13 protein-coding genes are annotated in these 24,187 nt (G+C 63.5%); 2 read left to right on the forward strand and 11 right to left on the reverse strand.

What is annotated here, in order from left to right; translation table 11 throughout:
* The first annotated feature begins 13 nt into the window (after positions 1-13).
* Complete coding sequence (locus J1N02_RS19180; protein ID WP_092356285.1) at positions 14-754, forward strand: pilus assembly protein; 741 nt, start codon at positions 14-16, stop codon at positions 752-754.
* Here J1N02_RS19180 and J1N02_RS19185 read toward each other — a convergent pair.
* Positions 751-3,861, reverse strand: a complete 3,111-nt coding sequence (locus tag J1N02_RS19185; RefSeq protein WP_421147587.1) for a transglycosylase domain-containing protein — start codon at positions 3,859-3,861, stop codon at positions 751-753. The genes J1N02_RS19180 and J1N02_RS19185 overlap by 4 nt on opposite strands.
* Before the next feature lie 457 nt (positions 3,862-4,318).
* Between J1N02_RS19185 and J1N02_RS19190 the strand changes: the two genes are divergently transcribed.
* Entirely contained in the window at positions 4,319-5,737 is a 1,419-nt protein-coding gene (locus J1N02_RS19190; protein WP_421147588.1) for an amino acid permease, read from the forward strand.
* Between the two features lie 50 nt (positions 5,738-5,787).
* Here the strand turns inward: J1N02_RS19190 and J1N02_RS19195 are convergent, their stop codons facing one another.
* The 10 genes from J1N02_RS19195 to J1N02_RS19240 all read right to left on the reverse strand — a co-directional run bounded on the left by J1N02_RS19195 (position 5,788) and on the right by J1N02_RS19240 (position 24,182).
* Positions 5,788-12,276 carry an NEL-type E3 ubiquitin ligase domain-containing protein gene (locus J1N02_RS19195; RefSeq protein ID WP_421147589.1) on the reverse strand — a complete coding sequence of 2,163 codons (6,489 nt, stop codon included), beginning with the start codon at positions 12,274-12,276 and terminating at the stop codon, positions 5,788-5,790.
* A gap of 66 nt (positions 12,277-12,342) precedes the next feature.
* Positions 12,343-13,476 (reverse strand): OpgC family protein, encoded by a 1,134-nt coding sequence (locus J1N02_RS19200; protein ID WP_043293421.1) that lies wholly within the window; start codon positions 13,474-13,476, stop codon positions 12,343-12,345.
* A 132-nt stretch (positions 13,477-13,608) separates the two neighbouring features.
* Complete coding sequence (locus tag J1N02_RS19205) at positions 13,609-13,905, reverse strand: cupin domain-containing protein (RefSeq protein WP_421147590.1); 297 nt, start codon at positions 13,903-13,905, stop codon at positions 13,609-13,611.
* 59 nt (positions 13,906-13,964) lie between these two features.
* On the reverse strand, positions 13,965-14,249 hold the full coding sequence (locus J1N02_RS19210; RefSeq protein WP_098480316.1) for a putative quinol monooxygenase: 285 nt from the start codon (positions 14,247-14,249) through the stop codon (positions 13,965-13,967).
* Between the two features lie 12 nt (positions 14,250-14,261).
* A complete protein-coding gene (locus J1N02_RS19215; RefSeq protein ID WP_065926551.1) occupies positions 14,262-15,881 on the reverse strand; it encodes an FMN-binding glutamate synthase family protein in 1,620 nt (539 codons plus the stop codon).
* An 81-nt stretch (positions 15,882-15,962) separates the two neighbouring features.
* Positions 15,963-18,227: a glycoside hydrolase family 3 N-terminal domain-containing protein gene (locus tag J1N02_RS19220; RefSeq protein ID WP_421147591.1), complete on the reverse strand. Its 2,265-nt coding sequence runs from the start codon at positions 18,225-18,227 to the stop codon at positions 15,963-15,965.
* Positions 18,224-19,804 (reverse strand): glucan biosynthesis protein, encoded by a 1,581-nt coding sequence (locus J1N02_RS19225; RefSeq protein WP_421147594.1) that lies wholly within the window; start codon positions 19,802-19,804, stop codon positions 18,224-18,226. The genes J1N02_RS19220 and J1N02_RS19225 overlap by 4 nt, the downstream gene beginning before the upstream one ends.
* 208 nt (positions 19,805-20,012) lie before the next feature.
* Positions 20,013-21,392: an ATP-binding protein gene (locus tag J1N02_RS19230; protein ID WP_027604624.1), complete on the reverse strand. Its 1,380-nt coding sequence runs from the start codon at positions 21,390-21,392 to the stop codon at positions 20,013-20,015.
* The gene (locus tag J1N02_RS19235) at positions 21,389-23,203 is read right to left on the reverse strand and encodes a DAHL domain-containing protein (protein WP_027604623.1); all 1,815 of its coding nucleotides are present in this window, start codon (positions 23,201-23,203) and stop codon (positions 21,389-21,391) included. The genes J1N02_RS19230 and J1N02_RS19235 overlap by 4 nt, the downstream gene beginning before the upstream one ends.
* 10 nt (positions 23,204-23,213) lie before the next feature.
* Positions 23,214-24,182, reverse strand: a complete 969-nt coding sequence (locus J1N02_RS19240) for a cytochrome-c peroxidase (RefSeq protein ID WP_092356309.1) — start codon at positions 24,180-24,182, stop codon at positions 23,214-23,216.
* Positions 24,183-24,187 lie beyond the last annotated feature (5 nt).

Genomic DNA, 24,187 nt, shown 5'->3' on the forward strand with positions numbered 1-24,187 from the left:
CAGAGGAGTGGTTATGAAGGCTTTATATGCAATGCTGGGTTTGATGCTGTGTTCACTCAATGCCCAGGCCGGGCCGAACATCAACGTCGGTGACTTCTACGATTATTTGCGCGGCGATAAAAGCACCTACCTCAAGCGGGTATTCAACGGCGGCACCAAGACGGCCTTCGTCAAGGTCAATGTCACCGAGATGCTCTACAAGCCCGACGGCAGCTACGACGAGGTGCCGCTCAAGCTCGAAGCCGATGGCAGCGTGCGCAACGGCCTGGTGGCCAGCCCGGCGCGCCTGATCGTGCCGGCGGACGGCATGCAGAGCACGCGTTTTGTGTTTATCGGCGATCGCGACCGCGAGCGCTACTTCCGGGTACGCTACCTGCCGGTCGCGCCCGAGACCGAAGACGGCTTTGGTCTCAGCGACGAAGAGCGCAAAGCCTACGAAGAGACCTTGGTGGGAGGCGTGCAGGTGATGGCCGGCTACGGCACGGTGTTCTTCGTGCGGCCCAAGGACAGCCGCTTCGACACCCGGGTCGAAAACGGCGGGCAGCGTTACACCTTGCGCAATGCCGGCAACACCGTGGTGGTGGTGGATGAGTTCAAGGATTGCGCGGCAAAGGACCGTACATCCTGCGCCCCGACCACCAAGAACCATATCTTCCCTGGCCGGGTGTTCAGCTTTGAAAAACAGCCCGGGCGGACGTATCGGTTCTATCTGGTGGAGGGCACCTCCGAACGCATCATCGAAATCAACGGTTAGTCTGTTGAGGTCACGGCACGAGGCGGGTTGCACAGGGTATGGCCGCCCGGTTGCAGGTACGGCATCAGCACCGGTGCCATGCCCTTGAGCACCTGCACCGGCAGCGCCGAGGTAAAGGTGAAATTCTGCGCGCCGCTGCCGGGCACGAAGGCCGTCAGCGTGCCGAAATGCCGGTCGCCGATATAGAACACAAAGGTCGCGGTACGGTTGATCGCCTTGGAGCTGAGGATGCGCCCACCGGCGCCGATGGCTTCGATGCGATTGTCCCCGGTGCCGGTCTTGCCGCCCATGGCCAGCGGTGTGCCGTCGGGCAACTTGAAGCTGCCCGACACGCGTTTGGCCGTGCCCGCATCCACCACCTGGGACAACGCGCCGCGCAAGGCGGTGGCGACTTCGCTGGGCATCACCCGCTTGCCTTTGTCGGGGTTGTTCACCAGGCGGGTTTCATAGGGGGTGTCGACGGCAAAGTGCAGGCTGTCGATGCGCAGCGTCGGCTCGCGCACGCCGTCGTTGAGGATCGTGCCCACCAGTTCCGCCAGCGCCGCCGGGCGGTCCCCCGAGCTGCCGATGGCCGTGGCCAGGGACGGCACCAGGTGGTCGAACGGGTAGCCCACCGCCTGCCAGCGCTGGTGAATATCCAGGAACGCCTCGACCTCCAGCATGGTGCGGATACGACTGTCGCGGGCGCTCTTGTGGCGGCTCTTGAACAGCCAGCCATAGACTTCCTGGCGCTCATGCTCGCTGGCGGCGACGGCCTGGGTGAAGGTGGCGTCGGGGTGGTTCAACAGGTAGCCGAGCAGCCACAGGTCCAGAGGGTGGACCTTGGCGATATAGCCCTGGTCCGGCAGGTCATAGGCGCCCGGACCGTAGTCGGTGTAGAGCCTGGCCAGGCGCTCGTCGGTCAGTTTTTCTGCGGCTTTGGCGCCGGTCAGGTGGGAGCGCACGAAGCTGTTGAAGCTCGCCTGGCTGGCCTGGGGCAACAGGTAGCGGTGCACGGCGGCCAGGCGGATGGCGGTAGGGTGCAGGCTGTCGAGAAAGGTGGCGAGCCGCGCCTGGGTGTCCTTGTTGCGGTACTTTTTCCAGAAGCGCAGCAGGAAGGTCGTGCCTTCGCGGTCGGCGAACTGGGCCAGGTATTCCTGGCGCCGTGGGTTGCTGTCGTCCTTGAGCAACTCGGCACTGTTGTTGTCTGCGTGATAGGTGCTGTAGCGCACCAGGTCACGCATCAGGCGAATAAATGGCAGGTTGATCGACTCACGCAGGGCGTCGCGCAACGTCGGGTTGCGGCCGTTGTCTTCATTGCGAAAGTTATGGAAGCGATGCAGGCCGCCGCCGGTAAAGAAACTCTCGCCGGGGCTGGCGGAATACGGCCGGTCGAGGGCGGCCTCGAGCATCTTCGACAGGCTCTTGTCGCTGTTTTGCGCCAGGTAGTCCACGGCCCAGCGCGACAGGCGATCCTGCTCATCGATATCGACTTTTTTCAGTGCAGCCGGTGTCTGGTCGGCGTAGCGCTGGTGCAGTTCGCTGATGATTTGCAGGTAGGTGGTGAGCACCCGCAGCTTGGCGGTGGAGCCCAGTTCCAGCTTGCTGCTCTCGTTGATATCGAACGGCTGGTCGGTGTTGTCGGTCTGCACCCGGACCCGCGCGCCGTCGCCGGTCATCTCGTACAGCGTGAAGCTGTAGCGCACCTGGGCGGTGCTGGCGGGCGTCAGCAGGCGCGGGCCGAGCAGGCCGAGTTGCCCGGCGAAGGCCGGATCGGCCAGGTGCTTGAGGTAGGCCGTGGCCTGGGTTTGCAGCTCATTGTGCAAGGTGCTGGTGGCGGACAGGTCGAGGCGATCCAGGTCATACAGCGGGCGGTTGAGCAGGGCGGCCAGGCGGCTGCGGGCCATGCTGATGCCTTTGTTGGTGTCAATCGCTTGGAGCGTCGGCTGTTGCTGCCAGTCGCGGTAACTTACTTTGCTGGCCAGGGCGGCCCTTGCCAGGGCAGGGTCGATGATCCCGTCCCGCTCCAGCAGGCGGAGGTGGCTGTCGGTCAGGTTCGAAAGTTCCGCGTGGCCTTTGGACAGGTAATGGGAAGGCCGGCGCTGGGCAATCATCAACGACAACACTTCGCGCAGGGCCAGGCCCTTTTGCGCGAGGTCCTGCGGGCTGGCGTCGGCGAGCAACGCGTTGGTGCGGTCGAAGTCGGCGCCGTACCACACACGCAACCCTTCGGCCATGCCATGCACTTCGCCGTGACCGGGCACGGCGGACAACGGTACGCTGTTGAGGTAGTCGCGCACGATGTCCTGGCGCGCCTGCAAGGTCTGCGGGCCATCCCGATAGGCGCGCACGCTGGCGGAAAACATCTGGCGCAGTTTCTCGCCGCCGGACAGCGTCAGCCCGTCAGGGGAGTGGCGGTATTTTTCCAGCTGGGTGGCCAGGGTACTGCCGCCGGCGGTCTGCCCGGGCAAGTGCAACAGCTTGGCCACTTGCGACCACGCCGCCCTGGCGAAGCGCGGCCAGTCCACCGCCGGGTTGGCCTGGGGCTGGGCCGGGTCGAGCAAATCGCGGTTCTCGATGAACAGCAGGCTGTTGACCACCACCGGCGGGATCGCGTCGAAACGCTGGTAGGACTGCTGTGGGTAGGTGAACCGGTACAACGGCTCGGCGCGGCAATCGCTGATCGACAGGCCGGCCTGGATTTTCTCCCCATAAGGCACGAACAGGCCGCGCTCGGCATAGGTCATCAGGGGCGGGGAGAAGCGCACCTGGCTCTGGACCAGATAGTTGCGCTTGAGCAGGCGCGGCAGGAATTCATCCAGGTCGCTGTAGCCCAGGCGTTTGTCGAAAGGCCCGTCACCGGGATAGACCACGGCATCGCTGGGGCCGGGTTCGAGCCGGTAGTTCAAGGTGGCGGCCAGGCGGCTCAGTTCCCGGGCCTGCCAATGGGACGTGCGCATTTCGCGCTGGGCGGCGAACCCTGCGGCGATCAGGCCGATCACCAGCAACAGCCACGCCATTCGCCACCGGTACAGCCGTTTGCGGGAGCGTCGTGGCAATGGCTGTTCGTCCATGCTGTCGGTGGGGGCCGCAGCCTTGGTTGAATCGGTTTGCCATAAAGCGCCCATAGTCGATTGATCCATCCCGGCAGATTGATCGGACTTGATTCAAGCGTAGACGCTGATGGGCACCGCCGAGAAATTTGTCGGCGTGCGGGCGACCCCGTGCAACCCCTGGCGATTCATCGCGGCGAAATCAGCCTGCCCATGGCCCGCACGTGGTTCTTCGACGTGCCGATGTGGGCGCCGCCAGGGTCAGTACGCAGGGCAATGGGCTTAAGCCGCGCACCATTGCCGTGCGATACTCCCACCGCGCAATCGGAGTTCTCCGGGAGTTCCCGCTGAATATTGCCGTTTATAGAGTGAAAATCACTGGGTTGAGCTTTTTATACTGCACCCCCCTGATCTGGCCCGGCCAGACCGGTTGACCCATAAGGTTCACCGGAGACGGCATGCCATGGCTGACCCGCCGTGGCGTGCCGGACTCGGAGGCTCATATCCAATAACAAGACGAGGTTGTATCCCTATGCCAGTCGGCAACCACCTGCCCCATGGCGAGACCGCTTCGGGCGGCCCGCTCAAACGCGAACTGGGCGAACGGCATATCCGCCTGATGGCGCTCGGCGCCTGTATCGGTGTCGGCCTGTTCCTCGGCTCGGCCAAGGCCATCGAAATGGCCGGCCCGGCCATCATGCTGTCCTACATCATCGGTGGCCTGGCCATCCTGGTGATCATGCGCGCCCTCGGCGAAATGGCGGTGCACAACCCGGTCGCCGGCTCGTTCAGCCGCTATGCCCAGGACTACCTCGGCCCGTTGGCGGGCTTCCTGACCGGCTGGAACTATTGGTTCCTGTGGCTGGTGACCTGCGTGGCGGAGATCACTGCGGTGGCGGTGTACATGGGCGTGTGGTTCCCCGATACGCCGCGCTGGATCTGGGCCCTGGCAGCCCTGATCAGCATGGGCACCATCAACCTGATCGCGGTGAAGGCCTTCGGTGAGTTCGAATTCTGGTTCGCGCTGATCAAGATCGTCACCATCATTGCCATGGTGATCGGCGGCGTCGGCATCATTGCCTTCGGCTTCGGCAACGACGGCGTGGCCCTGGGCATTTCCAACCTGTGGAGCCACGGCGGCTTCATGCCCAATGGCGTCCAGGGCGTGTTGATGTCCCTGCAAATGGTGATGTTCGCCTACCTGGGCGTGGAGATGATCGGCCTCACCGCCGGTGAAGCGAAGAACCCGCAGAAGACCATTCCCCGCGCCATCGGCTCGGTGTTCTGGCGCATCCTGCTGTTCTACGTGGGCGCGTTGTTCGTGATCCTGTCGATCTACCCGTGGAATGAAATCGGCACCCAGGGCAGCCCGTTCGTGATGACCTTCGAGCGCCTGGGCATCAAGACCGCCGCCGGCATCATCAACTTCGTGGTGATCACTGCGGCACTGTCGTCGTGCAACGGCGGCATCTTCAGCACCGGGCGCATGCTCTATAGCCTGGCGCAGAACGGCCAGGCGCCGGCCACGTTCGCTACCACCTCGAGCAACGGCGTACCGCGCAAGGCGCTGCTGTTGTCGATCTTCGCCTTGCTGCTGGGCGTGCTGCTCAACTACCTGGTACCGGAGAAAGTCTTCGTCTGGGTCACGTCCATCGCCACCTTCGGCGCGATCTGGACGTGGGTCATGATCCTGCTGGCCCAGCTCAAGTTCCGCAGGAGCCTGAGCCCGGCCGAACAGAAAGCCCTCAAGTACCGCATGTGGCTGTACCCGGTCAGTTCGTACCTGGCCCTGGCGTTCCTGGTGCTGGTGGTGGGCCTGATGGCGTACTTCCCGGATACCCGCGTGGCACTGTATGTGGGGCCGGCGTTCCTGGTGCTGCTGACCGTGTTGTTCTACGTGTTCAAGCTGCAGCCGACCACGGTCGTCCAGGGTTCACAGCCATCGGCGTGATCCCTTGAGCGCGGGCCGGCCTGTGTTACGACAGGTCGGCCCGCACGGTCTCAGACCCGCTGCAACGTGCGTTGCGTGCCCTCGGTCAACTGCCGCACCAGGCGGTTGTGTTCGTTGGCTTCCTCGTCGGCCAATTGCTGGCGACGCTCCAGGTATTCATCCGAACGCCTGTCCGACAATGCCTGATCGAGCACGCTGACTTTGTAGGTGATGGTGTCCTTGACGGTGAAAAACGCCTCCGGCTCACTGCTGGCCAGGTACTCGACCCAGAACTCGGTGGCCAGGATCGCTTCCTGCAAGGCCGGTGACTGGCCGAGCCTGCGCAGGGTCCGGCGCGCGTCGTCGATCACCGCCGGTGTCACATAGTCATCCACGCTGTACAGCAGCTCCAGTGGATAAAACGGCAAGTTGAATTCCCGCGCCAGTTTACTGCGCAGGTAGATGGTCACCTCGGCGGGGTCGGCGTCCAGGTCGGCCCGTTCGCGCGCCAGCACGAACTGGTCGGCAAAGTGGTCGAGCTGATTGAGGTAGAAACAACTCTTGGCCAGTTCCAGCAAGGCCCGGTCGGCCAGGTAGCTCCTGGGTTGCAGCTTGGCCTGGTGGATACGGTGATGCAGTTCCATGTTGGTAAAGGCCAGCAGCACGCTGTCGCCGCAATTGCCTGAGCCGTAGGTATTGAGGCAGATCGTGTTGCGCAGTTGCGTCGACTCGCCCATCGCCATCAGCAGGCTCCAGACCCGCTCGGTCAGCCGCGTTCTTGAGGTGTTGCTGCGGTAGGCGTGGGTCCTCTTCAGGTCGCGCAGGACCCGGAACACATCATCGGCACTTGCTGTTTCATTCGTCTTCAGTTGCTCCCACAGTTGTCGGCGGGCCGCCACGTCCTGCGCCGCGACGCCGGTCAGCCAGGTATCGAAGTCATTCGGCGCCACGGGGGCATGGGCCGGTGTGCGCAGTTGACCGCCCAGGCGGATACCCGTGGCGATACGGTAGGCGTCGATGCTTGCCAGGGTCTCGGCGGACAGCGGGTTTTCGTGCAGCAGGGTATTGCGATTGGCCATTTGCAACCAGGGGTTGCTGAAGACTTCGTCGGGAATGGTGCTGATCCCGTTGGACTGCAAGTGCAGCTCGGTCAGCACCGGCAGCGCGCTGGCGCCGATGGGCCATTGGGTGATCCCGGTGTTGGCCAGGCGCAGGGTATTGAGCTGCGGCATCCGGCTGATATCCGGGGTGAGGGTCAGGTCCGGGTTGTCGTTCAGGTCGAGTTTCTGCAGGTTGACCATAGTGGCCAGGCGCTGTACCGACTCTTCGGTCAAGCGCAGGTCGTTGTCGTTCAAGTCAAGGTGGGTGAGCCAGGTCATGTCGGTGATCGCGCTGGGCAAGTCGGTGAGGCGACAGTCGATACGCAGGGCCTTGAGCTGGGTGAATTTGCCCAGGAACTCTGCCCCCGTGGCGGGGAAGGCGTTCCCGGAAATCCGCAGGTACTCGATGTGGCTGAAGCCGCTGGTGCCGGTCAGGAACGAGCCGGGCGGCAGGCCTTCGTCGTCCAGCTGCAACTCCAGTGACGGTACGTTGAACAGGCCGGCGATGTAGAACGTCGCGTTTTCGCGCCGCCATGCGCCCCGCAGTTGGTAGGCGATATGGCGACGTCGGCCACGGTTCATGCCCAGCGGGTCATTGAGTTCGTTGTCGGCCGGCAGCAGGGTTTCGCTCCAGCGTGACAATTCCACGTCCATGGCCTGGTACTCGGCCTGGCGGCGCTCCAGCTCGATGAGTTTTTCCGGGTCGGTCATGTTCAGGGACTGGAGCATCCGCCGTGCATCGTCATTGTTGAAGTGCGGGTAAAGCTCCTGGACCTTGGCCACCAGATCCGGCGGCCGTGGGCCGCGAAACGGCCAGATACGCTGCCAGAACGGATACACCAGGAACGAACGATCCACCCCCATGGCCGGTTGCATCCAGGGTTGCAGATGGGGGATATCCAGCAGGCCCTTGATTTCCACGCGGCGTGCGAAGGCCAGTTCGGCCAGTTGGGTGCGCAGTTGGGCGATACCGCTTTCGCTGTCCACCTCGAGCAAGGCCTGCTCGTCGGCGGACAAGCTGCTGAGAATCACCCGCAGCAATCGGTTCGAGGGCTGGCCCAGCGGCTCGCCCTGCGGGGTGTAGGCCTGGTAACCGCGATTGGTCCTGGCCACGGTCCGGCGCGAGGAGCCCTGCCGATGGCCGGCGGTTTCCAGCAGGCGCCCCTGATTGTCCCGTTCACGCACATCGATGCGCAGGGTCTTCGGCCAGGCGGGCAGGTTGTGCAGCAGGTACAGGGTGATCCGGTCACTGTCGGCGTTGGCGCAGGCATCCACATACAGGCCTTCGAACGCCCGGTTCAAGCGTAACTCGTGGCCGCTCAGGCGCGCCTGTTCGGCCAGGCGCAGGCTCAGGCGGTCATGCTCATGCAGCTGTTTGAGCTCGCGCTTGGAGGCCTGGCCGAGAATCGCCTTGACCGTGCTGGTGGACAGGTCCGGGTGCTTGGTCTTGAAGCGGCGCTCCGGCTCGCTGCCCGCAGTCTCGCTGCGCATGTACAAGGAGTCGAGGATTTGCGAGCGCTCGCGGTCGGTGTATCCAACGATCCGGGTGATCAGCTGGAACAGGCGCTGTTCCTCGGTCTGCGGCAGCGTGCCGAGCAGCGCCCGGGTCAGGTCATCGTCAGCGATGAATTTTTCCAGCAGCCCGGCCGACTCGAGGTCTTTATCGGTGGCGCTCACCACCTTGGCATCGGTCCGATGACGGGCGGGGTATCTGAGCGGGGCATCCCGGTCGACAATCTCCAGCACGTGGCTGTCGGGCCAGCCGGGCAGGCTGGAGACCACCAGCAGTTGCAGGTTCGGGTCTGGAGCGGTGGCGGAATTATTGGGGAGCTCATACATCGCTTCGATGAAGTGGTTGATTTCCTGATCGATGCGCAAGCGCTTGCAGGTATCGGCCAACAACGGTGGCGACGCCCGACCGCTGCGGTGTATCTGGCGCAGCACGTGGGGCGGGGTGTCGGTCAGGGCGAGAATGCTGCGGGCGGTGTCCTGGGGGAATGTGTAATGGTCGCCCCCGAGGCGATAGAGCAGGCTGTGGTCGTCCCAGCCCATGGGGTTCTCGCTGGACAGGCGCCACGCGCCCTCGCCGTTGTGCTCCAGGGTCGGGGTGTCGACACCGATCTTCTGCGGGTGTTTGAGCCGCCACTTGAACAGCCGTTTGTCATAGACGATCCGGTACCAGGAACCGAACAGGGGCAGATAGTGGTCGCCGGCTAGGGGGAAAATACCCTCGGCATCCGGCCGCAGGCTGGTCGGCAGCGCCAGGGTGTGCTCGTACTGGGCCAGCGAACCGTCGGCCAGCCTGACGAAGCCTTCCGGGCCGCGCTGGTTGCTCATGTAGTCGCCCAGGGTGATGCGCAGGCCCCTGGCGTCGGTGGCACTGCGCATGCCCAATTGTTGCCGCTCATGGGGTTGCAGCACCGAACCGATGGCCAGGTAGAAACTGTCCACCGCCGGCGTCACCGCAATCGTGCCGGCATTGCGCATGTCATAGGCTTCATAGACGCCCTCGCCGTAGTGACGCAGCTCCACGGTGAGGTCCTCGGGGCCGCTGGAGCGATAGGGTTTGGCGATGCGTCCCGCGACCACTTCGGTGATGAGGAAATCGCGCTTGAGGCTTCGGCGTATCAACGCCGAGGCGAACTCCCGCGCCCATTGATCGGCATCGTTGTTGAACTGGCGCGGGTGGTACAGCGCATCGATTGCAGCGTCGATGCGCAGGGCGGTGCGGTGGTTGTCCAACAGTTCGGCAAAGGCCGTGGGCAGCCCGCCTTCACGCAGATAGGCCTGCTGCTGGCGCGGGGTGAGGGGATGCTGCGCCAGCAGGCGCTCCAGCAAGGCCGGTGACAGCGGGCTGTTGAGGTCGCGCAGTTTTTTCAGCAGCGGCGTAACCGCCACCAAGGGCATCGACGCCTTGACCGGCAGGAAACGCCGCACATTGGCGGGCGGCAATAGCTCATGTTTTTCATAGCCGGCGTAGTTCACCAGGGCCGCGAACAGGGCCAGGCGTTCGCGCCGTGCCAGGGCGGCGACGTCGCGCCGTACTGCCAGGATCCGCTGTTCGAGCGTGGCGTCGAGTTGATCCGTGAGCCCCAGCAGCGAGGTGCTCGGTTGCAGGCTGATGACCAGGCCCAGCAAGGGGTCGGCCCGGTAAGGCGGCAGGCCGCCGTCGCCTTCGGCCTGGTAGCGGTGGTCGGCGCCGCGCACGAGGGTGATCGTTGTCGGGCGCGGCACCGTCGGCTCGGTCTTGCCGAAGGTTTCGATCACGCTGCGTTGCGGGTCGTTGATGCTCAGCAAGGTGGCGGCGGGCCAATCGGGCAGTTGGGTCAGCAGGCATAACACCACGCTGTCGCCATAGGGGGGCAGATAGCCGGCTTCATGAAAGCGGTTGATGATGTGCTCGATCACCTGGTCGGCTTGCAGGCGGCGCACGCCTTCGATCAGGTTCAACGGGGCCGGTTCGCCGCGCCACACGTCCTCCAGGGTGGCGCGGGAGGTGGCTGTGCTGCGCAGCATCCGCTCCAGGTCGGCTCGCGCGATCAGCGATGAGCCATCGGGCAGCATCTGTTGCAGCAACTGGGCATCCGACAGGGCCTGGGTGTTGTGCAGGTCGAAGGTCCAGGCTTGCAGCGCCGGGTTGAAGACAATCGGTGGCTTATAGGGGCTGCTGCCGTTCTTGAGGACGTAGCGCTGGGTGGCCTGGTCGTGGGCGACCTCGGCCACCAGGGTCTGGCTGTCATGGTGCAGCTTGACGTATTGCTGGCCTTGCACGGTGAACACGCACAGGGCGTCGGCGCGTTGACCCTCGAGCAGGTACTGCTGGCGATGGGCGTAGGGACGTGCGTCGGGTTTCCACAGCTCTTCCACCCCGTCGGGACGCGTGACTTTGCGCGGGTTGCCCAGCCGTTGCAGGTGCCCGAGCATGCGCTGGCGATGGGCGCTGCCGGCGACGCTGATCAAGCGGCCGCTGATGGCCAGGTCGGCGACATCGCTGAGGGTCGAGGCGAAGCTGCTGGCCTCGCCCTTGACCGCTTCATTCAGGCCCACGCTGACGCTGTAGGTCATGCTGCCCAGCACGGCCAGTTGCATCACCCGGTTCATCCCCGTGACCCCGCCGGGCAAGGGCGTGAGCAGCACTTGCAAGACTTCGGCGGCAACGGCGGCGGTGGCGTCCTGGACCGCCTGCCAGTCGGCTTCGGAACGGCTGTTGGCCAGGGTGTCGAGGTCGGCCTGGCAGCGTTGGATCTGCCGGTAAGTCAAGGCTTGCACCAGGGTTGCGGCGGGGCCGGCGTGCGGGTCGGTGGAGAAGCGAATGTCGTTGAGGGTGCGCTCCGGGAAGGCCGCGTGAAAGCCATCGTAAAGCCGCTCGGCCAGCCAGCTCATGCCCTCGGGGCGGGGTTGCCGGGTCAGCAACGACTGGAACACCGACAACCCCACCAGGGGCAGTTGCCGGGAAAACCAGCCCAGGTCGCCTTGTTGGTGGCTGTCCAGCAGCTGCTGGCGAAAATCCACCTCTGCCGCGCGCGCATCGCTGTGGTAACGCAGCGCGCCGCCGGGGCGGAACGGAAAATAGGACAGCACCCCGAGGCTGGCGACCCTGATCAGCAGCAGCGGTACGGGAATGGCACTCTCCCAGGTGACGAAGGGCACGGCGATGACAGGGGTGACGCCCGAGGTCAGACTCAGGCGGTCGACCGGCAGTTGCGACCCGCTGCCGTCGATCGATGCGGTGAGGCTGTCATACATCTCGCGGGTGAGGCCGTTGCGGGCGCGATTGCGCCAGGCGTCAAGCACATCGAACTGCAGCAGTGCCAGCGCCGCCTCGCCCATCAAGCGGCGCAGCGTGCCGTTTTCATCGAGGCTGGCCTTGATCTTCACCTGTAACTGGTGGCCCAGGTCAAGCTCGCGGGCAATGGCGATGAACGCCTGCGCCGTGAGGCTGCGATCGTCACCGGGCCCGACCACACGGCTGGCGTCCACCAGGCTGTAGCCGGAGTCCTGGCGGACCGAGGCGGTGAAGCCGAAATTCAGGCAGGCGGCCTCCCACAGCGAGAGGCTTTTGATGTGTTCGATAAAGCGCAGATCCTTGTCGGAGCGCCGCGGTACCCGCACGTGACTGCCCGGCTGCCGGTCCCAGGGCAGCGGTTGCTCGATCTTTTCCAGGTAGGTGGTTTCGAAGCGATACTGCTCCGGATCGCGCCCTCCGATCCGGTCACGCAACTGCGCCAGGCCATCTGCCTTGAAGCTGCGGACCACCCGTTCCTTTTCGGCTTCAACCGCCGCCATGGCCGCCAGGGCGTTGCGTTGCAGGCGCAGGAAGCGGGTTTTTTCCTCGGCGTCCAGCCCTTCCAGGGCTTGCAGGATATTGCGCTGGATCAGCTCCAGCGCCTGTTGCTGGGCCCAGGTGGTGCTCGATTGCAGATTGCCGGACAGGCCGTTGAGTAATTGATGAGTCGGCATGCGCTCTACCTTTCACGATAAGTGGAAGGCAGATGGAAGCATCACGCATACCGGCGCTGGGGCTATCTATTTAAAGGCCGGCGCCTCGCCGCGCAGGGCTAGGTCCAGGCGCTTGTTGAACTCCAGCCACGCCGCCAGCCCGGCCATCAGCGCCAGCCCCAGCAATGCACTGAAAACCTGCATCGGCCAGGCATCCTCGACCTGGGCGTTGAGCATGTCCGCCAGCGGTGCCAGCAGCACGCCGAGGCAGAACACCTCCAGGGAGTAGCGGCCCATGCGACAGCTTTGTTGCGCCCACCAGGTTTGCGTCCAGCCACGACCCGGCAACAGCTTGGCGGTGACATAGGCCAGGGCCAGGAAGTGCAGCAGGCGCAGCGGCGACAGGTCGGTCTTGCTGATGGGGTAGATCAGGTCGCTGAGCCACGACGGCATCAACGCGTCATGCACCTCGGGCCAGCGCCATGACAGGGTCAGCACACACGCCACCACGGTGTACACCGCCGCCGCCAAGAACAACGGCTGGCGCTTGAGTGGGCGTTGTTCCGGCGGTCGCCCTTGACTGGCCTGCAGCGCCGCCGCGCCACCGAGGATAAACAGGAACTGCCAGGTCACCGGGTTGAAGTACCACACGCCGTCGGCAATCGCCCGCAGGTTCCAGCCCATCCACGGCGCCAGCAGATACACCGCCGCCGACGCGGCCACCACCAGCCAGGTGCTGCGCAGCAGCAGCGGCAACACCAGCGGCAACCCCGCCAGCAGCACGATATACAGCGGCAGCGGGTCCATCAGGTTGGGTTTGAAGCGTAGCAGCAGCTCGTCGGTGAGGGCCTGTTGCGGGTGGGTGACGAAGTGCGTCAGGCCCATCTCTTCGACCAGGTCGCGGGTTTCCACATGGCTGTTGGCGAAGAACACGATGCCCATCAGCATCGCCAGCAAAAAGATATGCACCACGTACAACACCCAGGCGCGACGCAGGATTTTCAGCGAGGCAATCCAGTAGCCGTCGCGTTGCAGGATCTTGCCGTAGGCCAGCACCGCGGCGTAACCGGCGAGGAATACGAAGACCTCGGCCGCATCGCTGAAACCAAAATTGCGCAGGGTGATCTGGCCGAGAGGATTGTGGGGGACGTGATCCCAGAAAATGAAGATCAACGCCAGGCCCCGAAAAAAATCGATGCGTGGGTCGCGTCCGTTCAGCATGGCAGCGGGCTCTTGAACAAAAGGTTTAGTAATGACCGGCGAGCGCGCAGGTTGTCGTACGCCGCACGTCGGGCGGGCGCAGGTTGGCGGTATTTGTAAGCAATTGCAAAGGTTGGGTATTACTGAATGTCTCTAGACGTCAATGATCACCAGGGTGCCCTGGCTACCTGGAAGTACGGCATGAGCGGTGCCCGCTTCCACGAGGTACATCTGGCCGGTCTCTACGTGGATCTCTTCATCAGCGATGCTCAGGCGCAAATGGCCGCTGATCACCAGTAGCCCTTCGTTGTAGTCGTGCACTTCTGCTTCGTAAGCCTGCTCATCCACGCGCAGCATCTTGATCCGCGCCGGGCCGACCTGGCCCAGGCGTATCGATTTCCAGCTGTCAGGCAGTTGCCCGGCGAGTGCAGCGAAGTCCAGTAACGGCATGTGAATCTCCTTGTTTCTACGATGCCGTCGGTGCTCCGGTTCAGCGGGGAAGAGGTGGGTCAGAACGCATCCATCAGCAGCACTTTGCACGGCTTGGCCTGGTGCTCATTGATCTGCGGCACCAGCCGGGTGAAGTGTTCGGTCTGGCAATGGGTGTCGAGCGCGGCCTGGTCGGGCCATTGCTCGATGAAAATGAAGTGCCCTGGGTTTTTCTGATCGACAAACAGATCGTAGGCGATGCACAGCGGTTCCTGGCGGGTTTTTTCCACCAGTTCGGCGTACCAGGGGCGCACGGTGTCGAGGTATTCGGGTTTGATGAAATCTTCGGCGATGACTTTCAACACAATCTGGGTCCTTTAAGCAGCGGCGACTTCATGGGGTTCAAAACTGTCCGCCCGCGCCATCTGCCACATGCGCGAATAGAACTCGCCATTCACTTCGCCGGTGAGCAACTCGCCAGGCTTGAGGAATACATGCAACTGCGAGAACAGCTTGATCTCGGTGGCCGACATGCGTCGTACCAGATGCTTGGCCGACAGCTGCGACGGATGATCCAGGCCTGCCGCCGCGAGCATCTCGGCCAGGGCCTTGAGGGTGTTGCGGTGGAAGTTGAATACGCGCTGGGCCTTGTCCGGTACCACCAGGGCACGTTGGCGCAATGGGTCCTGGGTGGCGACGCCGGTCGGGCATTTGTTGGTGTGGCAGCTTTGGGACTGGATGCAACCGATGGCGAACATGAAGCCGCGCGCCGAGTTGGCCCAGTCGGCGCCGATGGCGAGCACGCTGGCGATGTCGAAGGCGCTGACGATCTTGCCGCTGGCACCGAGCTTGATCTTGTCACGCAGGTTCAGGCCCACCAGGGTGTTGTGCACGAACAGCAGGCCTTCGCGCAGCGGCACGCCGATATGGTCGGTGAACTCCACGGGCGCGGCGCCGGTGCCGCCTTCCTTGCCGTCGACGACGATAAAGTCCGGGAGGATGCCGGTTTCGAGCATGGCCTTGGCAATGCCCATGAATTCCCAGGGGTGACCCAGGCAGAACTTGAAGCCCACCGGCTTGCCGCCGGACAGTTCGCGCAATTGGGCGATGAATTGCATCAGCTCAATGGGCGTGGAGAACGCGCTGTGACGCGACGGCGAGATGCAGTCTTCGCCCATCAGGATCCCGCGGGTTTCGGCAATCTCTTGAGTCACCTTGTGCTTGGGCAGGATGCCGCCGTGGCCGGGTTTGGCGCCCTGGCTCATCTTGATTTCGATCATGCGCACCTGCGGGTTCTGCGCCTGCGCGGCGAAGCGCTCCGGGTCGAAGCGGCCATCGCTGGTACGGCAGCCGAAGTAGCCGCTGCCCAGTTCCCAGGTCAGGTCGCCGCCGTTTTCGCGGTGATAGGGGCTGATGCTGCCTTCGCCGGTGTCATGGGCAAAATTGCCGAGCTTGGCGCCCTGGTTGAGCGCGCGGATCGCATTGGCGCTCAACGAGCCAAAGCTCATCGCCGAGATATTGAACACCGACGCCGAATACGGCTGGGTGCATTGCGGGCCGCCGACCATCACGCGAAAGGCGCTGGGGTCGCTCAGGGGCGCGGGGCGCATGGAGTGGCCGATAAATTCGAAACCCAGCTGGTACACATCGATCAGGGTGCCGAAGGGTTTGTCGGCGGTTTCGTTCTTGGCCCGCGAGTACACCAGGGATCGTTGCGAGCGCGAGAAGGGCAGGGCGTCGCTGTCGGACTCCAGCAGGTACTGGCGGATTTCCGGGCGGATGGCTTCCACCAGGTAACGGATATTGCCCAGGATCGGGTAGTTGCGGCGTACGGCGTGGGGGCTTTGCAACAGGTCGAAAATACCGATCAGGCTCAACACGCCGGTGACCAGGGTGATGGGCCACAGCCATTCGTGTTGGATAAAGGGCAGGCTGGCGAGGGTGAAAATGACGCACACGGCAAAGAAGGCGTAGCGGCTTAGCAAGGACAGGCTCATACGGTTTCCTTGGGTTCGGACTCTCAGGTCGATCCGGCATTCTGCGCCAGTAACGAAACGCCAGACAACCTGCAGGTGGACTCAGTTTGATCCCGGTGATGGGACGGACTGGCCCGAAATAGACAAGGCGCGGCCATCGGTCAGTTCAAACCGGGCCTGGTTTTCGGTGGTCGAATCTGCCCCGACGAAGACGGTGAACGTGCCGGCCTCAATCACCGGCGAAAAGTTGCTGTCCAGCAGGGCAAAGTCCGCCTGGTCAAGGGTGAAGGTCAAGTCCCGAGCCTCGCCGGGCGCCAGTTGCACTTTGCGGAAACCGCGTAATTGGCGAACCGGGCGGGTCACGCTGGCGACGTCATCGCGCAGGTACAACTGCACGATGTCTTCGCCTGGGCGCGCTCCGGTATTGGTGACGGTGACCTTTACAGCTAGCACTTGGGTGGACGCCAGCCGCTGTGTGCTGAGCCGCGGTGCGGAGTAACTGAACGAGGTATAGCTCAGGCCGAAGCCGAAGGGATACAGCGGCGTCCAGTGTTCATCGATATAGCCGGAGGTATACCTTTCATCGCCGCTGGGCGTACGCCCGGTGCTTTTGTGCGCGTAGTAGAGAGGGATCTGCCCCACGTTGCGGGGGAACGTGATCGGCAGTTTGCCGCTGGGGTTGACGTCACCGAACAGGATATCGGCCACGGCATGGCCCATCTCACTGCCCAGGAACCAGGTTTCCAGCAGCGCCGGCGCCTGGCGCACGTTCTGCGAGAGCACCAGCGGGCGGCCATTCATCAACAGGATGACCACGGGTTTGCCGCTGTCCAGCAGGGCACGCAACAGTGCTTCCTGGGCACCCGGCAGGCCCAGGTCCGCGCGACTGCGGGCTTCGCCGCTCTGATCGGCGCGCTCGCCGAGCACGGCGACCACTACCTCGGCGCGGCGGGCGGCCTGCCGGACCTCGTTGAGGTTCTGCGTCTCGGTGCTGATGGGCGAAGCGCCGGGCAGGTAAACCACCTCGGTGCCAGGGGCGACGGCACGGCGTATGCCCTGCAAGACCGTGATCGAATCTTGGGGATGAGCCGCCAAGGCCCAGGGGCCGAGCGTGGCCTCGGCGTCCGTGGCCAGGCTGCCGACCACCAGCATGTTGCGCAGGTGCTTGGGCAGCGGCAGCAGGGCGTCGGTGTTTTTCAACAATACGATGGACTTCTGCGCGGCCTCGCGTGCCAGTGCCCGGTGCTGCGGGGTCAGGACATTGGTCCGCTGCCGCGCCTCGTCGCTGTAGCGGTAGGGATCGTCAAGCAGTCCCAGGCGCTGCTTGGCCTGGAGTACACGGCGCACCGCATTATCCACGGCGGTCAGGGAAACCTGGCCAGTGCGCACCAGGGTGGGCAGGTATTGGCGGTACGTCTGGCTGACCATGTCGATGTCCACGCCGGCGTTGAACGCCAGCCGTGCCCGGTCGGTCGGACCGCCGGCGATGCCGTGCTGGCTCAGCTCCCAGAGGGCGTTGAAGTCACTGACAATGAGGCCACGGAACCGCCACTGATTGCGCAGCACACCGGTCAACAGCGCGGTGTTGCTGTGCAGGGGCGTCCCGGCCAGTTCGTTGAACGAGGGCATGATCCCATCGACGCCAGCCGCCACGGCCGCCTGGAAAGGTGGCAAGTACACCTCCCGCAAGGTGCGTTCCGACACGTCGGCGACGTTGTAGTCGCGCCCGCCTTCTGCCGCGCCGTAGGTCACGAAGTGTTTCGCGGTCGCCAGCATAAATGACGGGTCGGCAGGCCCGGCACCGTGGAACCCCCGCACCTTGGCGCTGGCCAGCGCTGCGCCCAGGAATGGATCTTCGCCGGTGCTTTCCACCACACGGCCCCAGCGCGGGTCGCGGGCAATGTCGACCATGGGCGCGAAGGTCCAGTGTATGCCGCTGGCCGTCGCTTCAACGGCCGCCGCGCGAGCGGTCCGTTGTGCCAGGTCAACGTCCCAGGCCGCAGCTTCTGCCAACGGCACGGGAAATACGGTGCGAAACCCGTGGATCACATCAAAGGCAAACAACAACGGTATAGGCAGGCGCGAACGGGTGACGGCGTGTTCCTGTAACCGGCGGGTCTGTTCGACGCCGTAGGCGCCAAGGACCGAGCCCACGGTGCTCATGGGCCGTTGCGCCAGCTCGCCTGGGTCAATGACCGGGCCGGTAGGTGTGTCCTGGACGCCGAGCTGGCTGAGTTGATCGACTTTTTCTTCCAGCGTCATCTGCTGCAACAAGGCCTCTACCGGGTCCTGCTCGCCGGCCTGGAGAGCGTTGCCGCTGGCATTGAGGGCCAGGCAGAGCAGCGCCCATTGACCGCCGAGCCTCATGGACTATTGCCGGTGTCAGCCGTTGAAGGGGTACCGATTGCCGTCGATTCCGAATGGAAGGGGTGGTACTGATACAGCCAGGTCTCTGACAGCGGCTGGCCGTCCAGGCGTAGGAACAGGCGCAATTCCACCGGGTCCTTGCCGTCGACGCTCAGGTCGAACTGTGCCCGCCAATGGCCGGCGACGCCGTCCGGCACCGCTTCGGTAAAGACCCGGCTGAGCGCGCCCCTGGAGCCACTGATCACGGCCTCGGGCTTGACCCCCGATGCGAGTTTTTCCAAGGGGGCGCCCTGGAATTCCACCACGAATTTACGTACCCCCAGCGGGCGCGGCTCGCCCGGTGAGCCGCCTTTGCCCAGGCGAGTGGCCACGCACACCGCCAGTGGCGAAACGTAGGGCTCCCGGGCCAGCCAGTGCAGGCGATACCGCAGCGCATAACGGTTGCCCGCTTCCGCCGGGGCCGAGGGCACCCACATTGCGACGATGTTGTCGTGGATCTCGTCGTCGGTGCCGTTTTCCATCAGTTGCACGCTGCCTTCGCCCCAATCGCCCAATGGCTCGACCCACAGGCTGGGGCGCCGCTGGTAATTCACGCCATCGAGGTAGTGGTCGAAATCACGGTCGCGCTGTAACAGGCCGAAGCCCTTCGGTTGCCGGTCGCTGAACGCCGAAACCAGGGTGCGTGGCGGGTTGTTCAAGGGCCGCCAGATACGTTCTCCGTTGCCGGTCCACAGCGCCAGGCCGTCACTGTCGTGGACCTCGGGGCGCCAGTCGGCGGCGGTGCGCTTGGCGGTTTCACTGAACCAGAACATCGAGGTCAGCGGCGCAATGCCCAGCCGGCCGACGTTCTTGCGCAGGAAAAACGTGCAGTCGATGTCCATGACCACGCCCTGTGTGCGGTGGATCACGAAACGGTAGGCGCCGCAGATACTGGGGCCGTCGAGCCGCGCGTAGAGGGTCATGGCGTTTGTGTGCTGGTTCTTTGGCGGCTCGAACCAGATATGGGTGAAGTCGGGGAATTCTTCGGCCTTGCCGGCTTGTGCCACATCCAGAGCAATCGCCCGTGCCGACAGGCCGTACTGGTACAACTCGCCGATGGCCCGGAAGTACGACGCGCCAAGAAAGGCCACCCAGTCGTTTTGTTGCCACGCCAGCCTGGCCTGGTCGCCCAGGCGGCTTTCCTGGATACGAAAGCCGGCGAACCCGCTGTTACGGGGCAGGGCATGGGCCGGGCTGTCGCCCGGCATATCAAAGTGCGCCGGGTCGTAGACGATCTCGCGGGCGATGCCGTTGTCCAGCACATACAGCCTGACGGGCGTGCGAAAAAACGACCCCAGGTGAAAGAATGTCACAGGGAACTTGCCGGGGCCTTTGGCGAACAGGGCGTGCTCGGGTTTGAAGCGGATCTGGCCATGGGCGGCGTAGTCGAGTCGCGCCAGCAGCGCGGCCGATGCGGTGCTGGGGTAGGTGTAGGGTTTCAAGGCATCGGCCTGTGCCTGTTCGATCAAGCCTTCGAAGGAAAAAGTACTGGCCGGGTCGGCTGTATCGGCCGCCAGGGCGCCCCTGCCCAGTGGCATGAGCAAGGCGCCCAGTGACGCGTATGTGAGGAACTCGCGGCGCGTAGACATGGTGTCCTTTCCTTCGACGATGAGAGCCCAGGCCTCACGTTCAGCACGCCACCGGCATGCAATCGTGTTGCTTGTGTGGAGTCTCGAGTCGGGAAAAGGGTCTGTCTACTGTCAGAAATAACAGGTTGCGCAGGGGCGGATGATTCGGCGGCGTGTCCTACGCCGCCGTCTGCCGAATCGGTAATACCACGCGAAACTTCGTGCCCTTGCCCAGTTCGCTGCTGACAGAGATATCGCCATGGTGTTTCTTGATGATGCCGTAGGAGAGTGACAGCCCTAAGCCAGTGCCTTCGCCCACCGGCTTGGTGGTGAAAAACGGGTCGAAGATTTTCTGCACCGCCTCGGGGGCAATCCCACAGCCGTTGTCCGCCACTTCCAGCCACACGTTCTCGCCTTCCACACCGTTGCTGATGGTGATGATGCCGCGCTCCGGCCCCATGGCCTGCGCCGCATTGATCACCAGGTTCATCACCACCTGGTTGAGCTGGGAGGCCAGGCATTCGATCTCTGGCAGCGGTGCGTAGTGCTTGACCACATCGGCCTTGTACTTGAGTTCGCTGGCAACGATGTTCAGCGTCGAATCGATGCCCTGTTGCAGGTTTGCGAATTGCCAGGTCTGGTCGTTGTCCACCCGCGAGAAGTTTTTCAGGTCCTTGACGATCTGCACCACGCGGCCGATGCCCTCCTTGGACTCGTGGATCAACACCGGAATGTCTTCCTGTAGAAACTCCAGTTCCAGGCGGGTGCGCAAGGCCTTGAGCTGCTCGTGCTGTTCACCCGTGGCGAGGCTTTCTTCGGCCTGCCGGTAAGCCTCCAGCATCTGTTGCAACTGGGTGAAGTAGCCGTCGAGGGTGCTGAGGTTGGACGAGATAAAGCCTACCGGGTTATTGATCTCATGGGCCACGCCCGCAGCGAGTTGCCCCAGGGAGGCGAGTTTTTCCGACTGCACCAGCTGGCTTTCCAGGTGCTTGCGCTCTTCGATTTCCAGCTGCAGCGCGTGGGTGCGTTGTTCCACCAGCCGTTCCAGATGAGTGGTTTGCAGGGTGGCGCGACGGGCCATGTCCCATTTATTGGCCAGGGTGTTGGCCATCTGTTGGACTTCGATGTTATCGAACGGTTTTTTCAGGATCAGCAAGCGATCATGGCCTTGCAGGCGGTCGAGCAGGTCCTCCCAGGAATAGTCCGAGTACGCGGTGCACACCACTACTTGCAGGTCGGGGGCGACTTTCCAGAGCTCTTCTATGGTCCTCGCGCCGTCCCAGCCCTGGGGCATGCGCATGTCGACAAACGCCAGGGCATAGGGCTGCTGGTGTGCCATGGCGGTGATGAGCAGCTGCAGGCCTTCTTCGCCGCCGTAGGCCGAGTGCAGGTCGAAAGGGGGAGCCGTGGGTTTGCTGGTTTCACCGAACAGTGCCGACTCCATGTCATCCAGCTCCTGGTTGGATTCAGTGGGCGGCATCAGGATCTTGCGGAAATCCTCATGAATCGACGGTGTGTCATCAATCAACAGGATGCGCCGGTTGGGAGGCTGGTTCATACGAGGCTTCCGGCAGGAATGAGGGGGATCGTCAGGGTGAATAGCGCGCCCAGGCCCGGCCCGTCGCTGTGGGCGCTGAGGTGGCCGTCCATTTCGACGGCGGCCAGGGCGCAGCTGTGCAGCCCGAAACCGTGGCCTTCCTTGCGGGTGGTAAAACCATGGGTAAATATCCGGGTCATGTTCTCGGCCGGTATGCCTTCGCCTTCGTCCTTCACGCTGATCTGCAACCTGTTGTCCTCCAGCGACTGGACCGTAAGGGTCATCTGCCGTGGCCGGTCGGTGAGGTTGGACATGGCGTACTTGGCGTTGCTGATCAGGTTGACCATGATCAGCAGCAAGCGGTGTTTGTCCCCGAGGACTTCCGGCACCTGCCCGTAGTGCTTGACCACTGTGACATTGTGCCGGCTCAGGGCCCCCGCGTTCATGCGCAGGGCGTCTTCCATCAAGGTGCTGATCTGCACCGGCTCCTTGAGCGAGGGCGCGCCCGCATAGGATTGTTGGGTGGAGACAATGTCCTTGATATGGTCCACGCTTTTGCTCAATTGCCCCAGTTCCTCGATCAGGCCTTGTTGCTCGACGGCAATGGCGTCCACCAACTGGTTCAAGTAGCCGGGCAGCAACTTGCCCTTCTCATCTTCGGTGATAAAAGTGCCCAGGTCGCCCTGGCGTTCGTTGATCAACTGCATGGCCTTGCCCAGGCCCATTGCCTTGCTGCTGCGCAGTTTGCGGGTGACCAGGTCGGCGGAGATGTTCACGCTGTTAAGCACATTGCCGACGTTGTGCAGCACGTTGGTGGCGATCTCCGCCATGCCGGCCTGGCGCGCGCTGTCCATCAGCTCGCTCTGGGCATCCTTGAGCTGTCGGGTACGTCGTTCCACACGCTGTTCCAGGGTTTCGTTCACCGCCTGCAAGGCGCGGTTGACGCGGTTGATCTCGGCGAAACTACGCAGCAGGCGAACCGTCAGGAACAGCAGCAGGGCCACCAGCAGGGTCGAGAACACCAGCAGGTAACGGTGGTATTGCTGCTCGACCAGGTCGAGGGCCTGTTGGTCCTGGTTGAGGTGGGTGGTCAGGTCATCCAGGCGTTCGGCTACCGGAATGGCGGCGATCTGTTCGAGCAACGTGTTCACCACCGGCTGCTCGCGCAGGATCAGTTCGATGTGATTGCTCAGGATCTCCACCGGGCCGCGGAATTCGCTGGGCAGCAGTTCCTGGTTGACGGCCAGCTTGCCCAGGCCGACGAGAATGTCGGCGGCGCGCTCGTCGCTGGTGACCTGGGCGAATTCAAGGCTGCTGAGCAGCAAGTCGTAGGTGTCGGTGGCCACGCTTTGCAGTTGCGGTTTTGTATCGTCGTTCACCTGGTTGAACTGCGCCTGGATATCGTCTTCGGCAGTCGGCAGGAAGGCCAGGGAATTGCGCAATACCGCGTTATGGGACTTGAACTGGTCGACGCGCCGGGCCTTTTCCTGGATGGCCGCCTGATAAGCCTGTTGGCTGGCTTGCCAGGCGGGCAGGTCTTGCGGGCTGTGGTACGAGTCGCGTGCTTCCAGTTCGGCCCACAACCGGGTCATTTCCGTCAGGGGCGTCACCAGGGGGTCGTAGTTGTGGGTGATGGCTATCCTGGCCTTGAGGACTTCGCTGTCCCACTGGGCATTGAGTTGCTGCAACTGCCGGATCAGGTCCCGGGAGTGGGTGTAGGAAGACGCCTGGTCGCTGGACGACTTGATGTACAGAAAAATCAGGGTCGAGGCCAGCAACAGGGTGATCAACCCCAAGGCCAACTGGCTGGTGCGGCGGCGAGAAAGGGTCATGACGGTCTGCTCATAAAGGCTTGCCTTTCCATTCGCCGGTCAGGGTCTTGAGAAACTGGATGATCAGGTCTTTATCCTCCTGTGAAGGATTGCGCCCCAGTTGGAACTTGAACATCACGTCGACGGCTTCTTCCAGGGTCTTGGCCGAGGCATCGTGAAAATACGGGGCCGTGACCGCGACGTTACGCAGGCTGGGGACCTTGAACACGTGCCGGTCTTCCTCATCCTTGGTTAGCAGGTAGCGCCCCAGGTCCGACTCGACGGGGTTGCCGCGGGCCTTGAAGTAGTCGCCCATCACGCCGAATTTCTGGAACATGTTGCCGCCGATGTTGATGCCCTGGTGACAGGCGATGCAACCGTAATCCTTGAAGCGCTGGTAGCCGTACTTTTCCTGGATCGTGAGGATTTCCGTGTTGCCCAGCAGGTACTGGTCAAACCGTGAGTTGGGCGTCAGCAGCGTGCGTTCATAGGTGGCCAGGGCGTTTTGCACATTGGCGGCGGTGACGCCATCGGGGTAGGCCTGCTTGAACGCCGCCTGGTAGGCGGGCAGGGCGGTCAGGTTCTGCACCACCGTGTTCCAGTCGCTGCCCATTTCCACCGGGCTGATGACCACTTGCTCGACCTGCGCTTCCAGGGTGTCCACCCGGCCATTCCAGAACTGTTTGAAGTTCAGGCTGGCGTTGAAGACCGACGGTGTATTGATCTCCACGGGTTTGCCGTCGAAACCCAGGGAGAAGGGCCTGGTGTCGGCGCCCCCGGATTCGAGGTGATGGCAACTGGCGCACGACAGCGTGTTGTTCACTGACAGGCGCGGCTCATTGAACAGCTGGCGGCCCAGTTCGACCTTGGCCGCATCGAGGTGCGGCACCGGCGGCAGGGGCTTGAGCGCTTCGTCCAGCGGCGCGGCCGTCACGGTCGTCCCCAGGCACAGCCCCAACGCGAGGATGGAGCCGAAACGGTAGGTTGAAACGTCGCTCAAGCGAG

The organism is Pseudomonas sp. NFX5, assembly GCF_049132125.1.
Classification (GTDB): Bacteria; Pseudomonadota; Gammaproteobacteria; order Pseudomonadales; family Pseudomonadaceae; genus Aquipseudomonas; species Aquipseudomonas marginalis.

What these genes read in the sequence shown, in the direction of transcription:
- J1N02_RS19190 (WP_421147588.1), top strand. Translation starts at nt 4,319, where the DNA reads ATGCCAGTCGGCAACCACCTGCCCCATGGCGAGACCGCTTCGGGCGGC.
- J1N02_RS19235 (WP_027604623.1), bottom strand. Translation starts at nt 23,203, where the DNA reads ATGACCCTTTCTCGCCGCCGCACCAGCCAGTTGGCCTTGGGGTTGATC.
- J1N02_RS19225 (WP_421147594.1), bottom strand. Translation starts at nt 19,804, where the DNA reads ATGCCACTGGGCAGGGGCGCCCTGGCGGCCGATACAGCCGACCCGGCC.
- J1N02_RS19200 (WP_043293421.1), bottom strand. Translation starts at nt 13,476, where the DNA reads ATGCTGAACGGACGCGACCCACGCATCGATTTTTTTCGGGGCCTGGCG.
- J1N02_RS19230 (WP_027604624.1), bottom strand. Translation starts at nt 21,392, where the DNA reads ATGAACCAGCCTCCCAACCGGCGCATCCTGTTGATTGATGACACACCG.
- J1N02_RS19185 (WP_421147587.1), bottom strand. Translation starts at nt 3,861, where the DNA reads ATGGGCGCTTTATGGCAAACCGATTCAACCAAGGCTGCGGCCCCCACC.
- J1N02_RS19220 (WP_421147591.1), bottom strand. Translation starts at nt 18,227, where the DNA reads ATGAGGCTCGGCGGTCAATGGGCGCTGCTCTGCCTGGCCCTCAATGCC.
- J1N02_RS19215 (WP_065926551.1), bottom strand. Translation starts at nt 15,881, where the DNA reads ATGAGCCTGTCCTTGCTAAGCCGCTACGCCTTCTTTGCCGTGTGCGTC.
- J1N02_RS19195 (WP_421147589.1), bottom strand. Translation starts at nt 12,276, where the DNA reads ATGCCGACTCATCAATTACTCAACGGCCTGTCCGGCAATCTGCAATCG.
- J1N02_RS19205 (WP_421147590.1), bottom strand. Translation starts at nt 13,905, where the DNA reads ATGCCGTTACTGGACTTCGCTGCACTCGCCGGGCAACTGCCTGACAGC.
- J1N02_RS19180 (WP_092356285.1), top strand. Translation starts at nt 14, where the DNA reads ATGAAGGCTTTATATGCAATGCTGGGTTTGATGCTGTGTTCACTCAAT.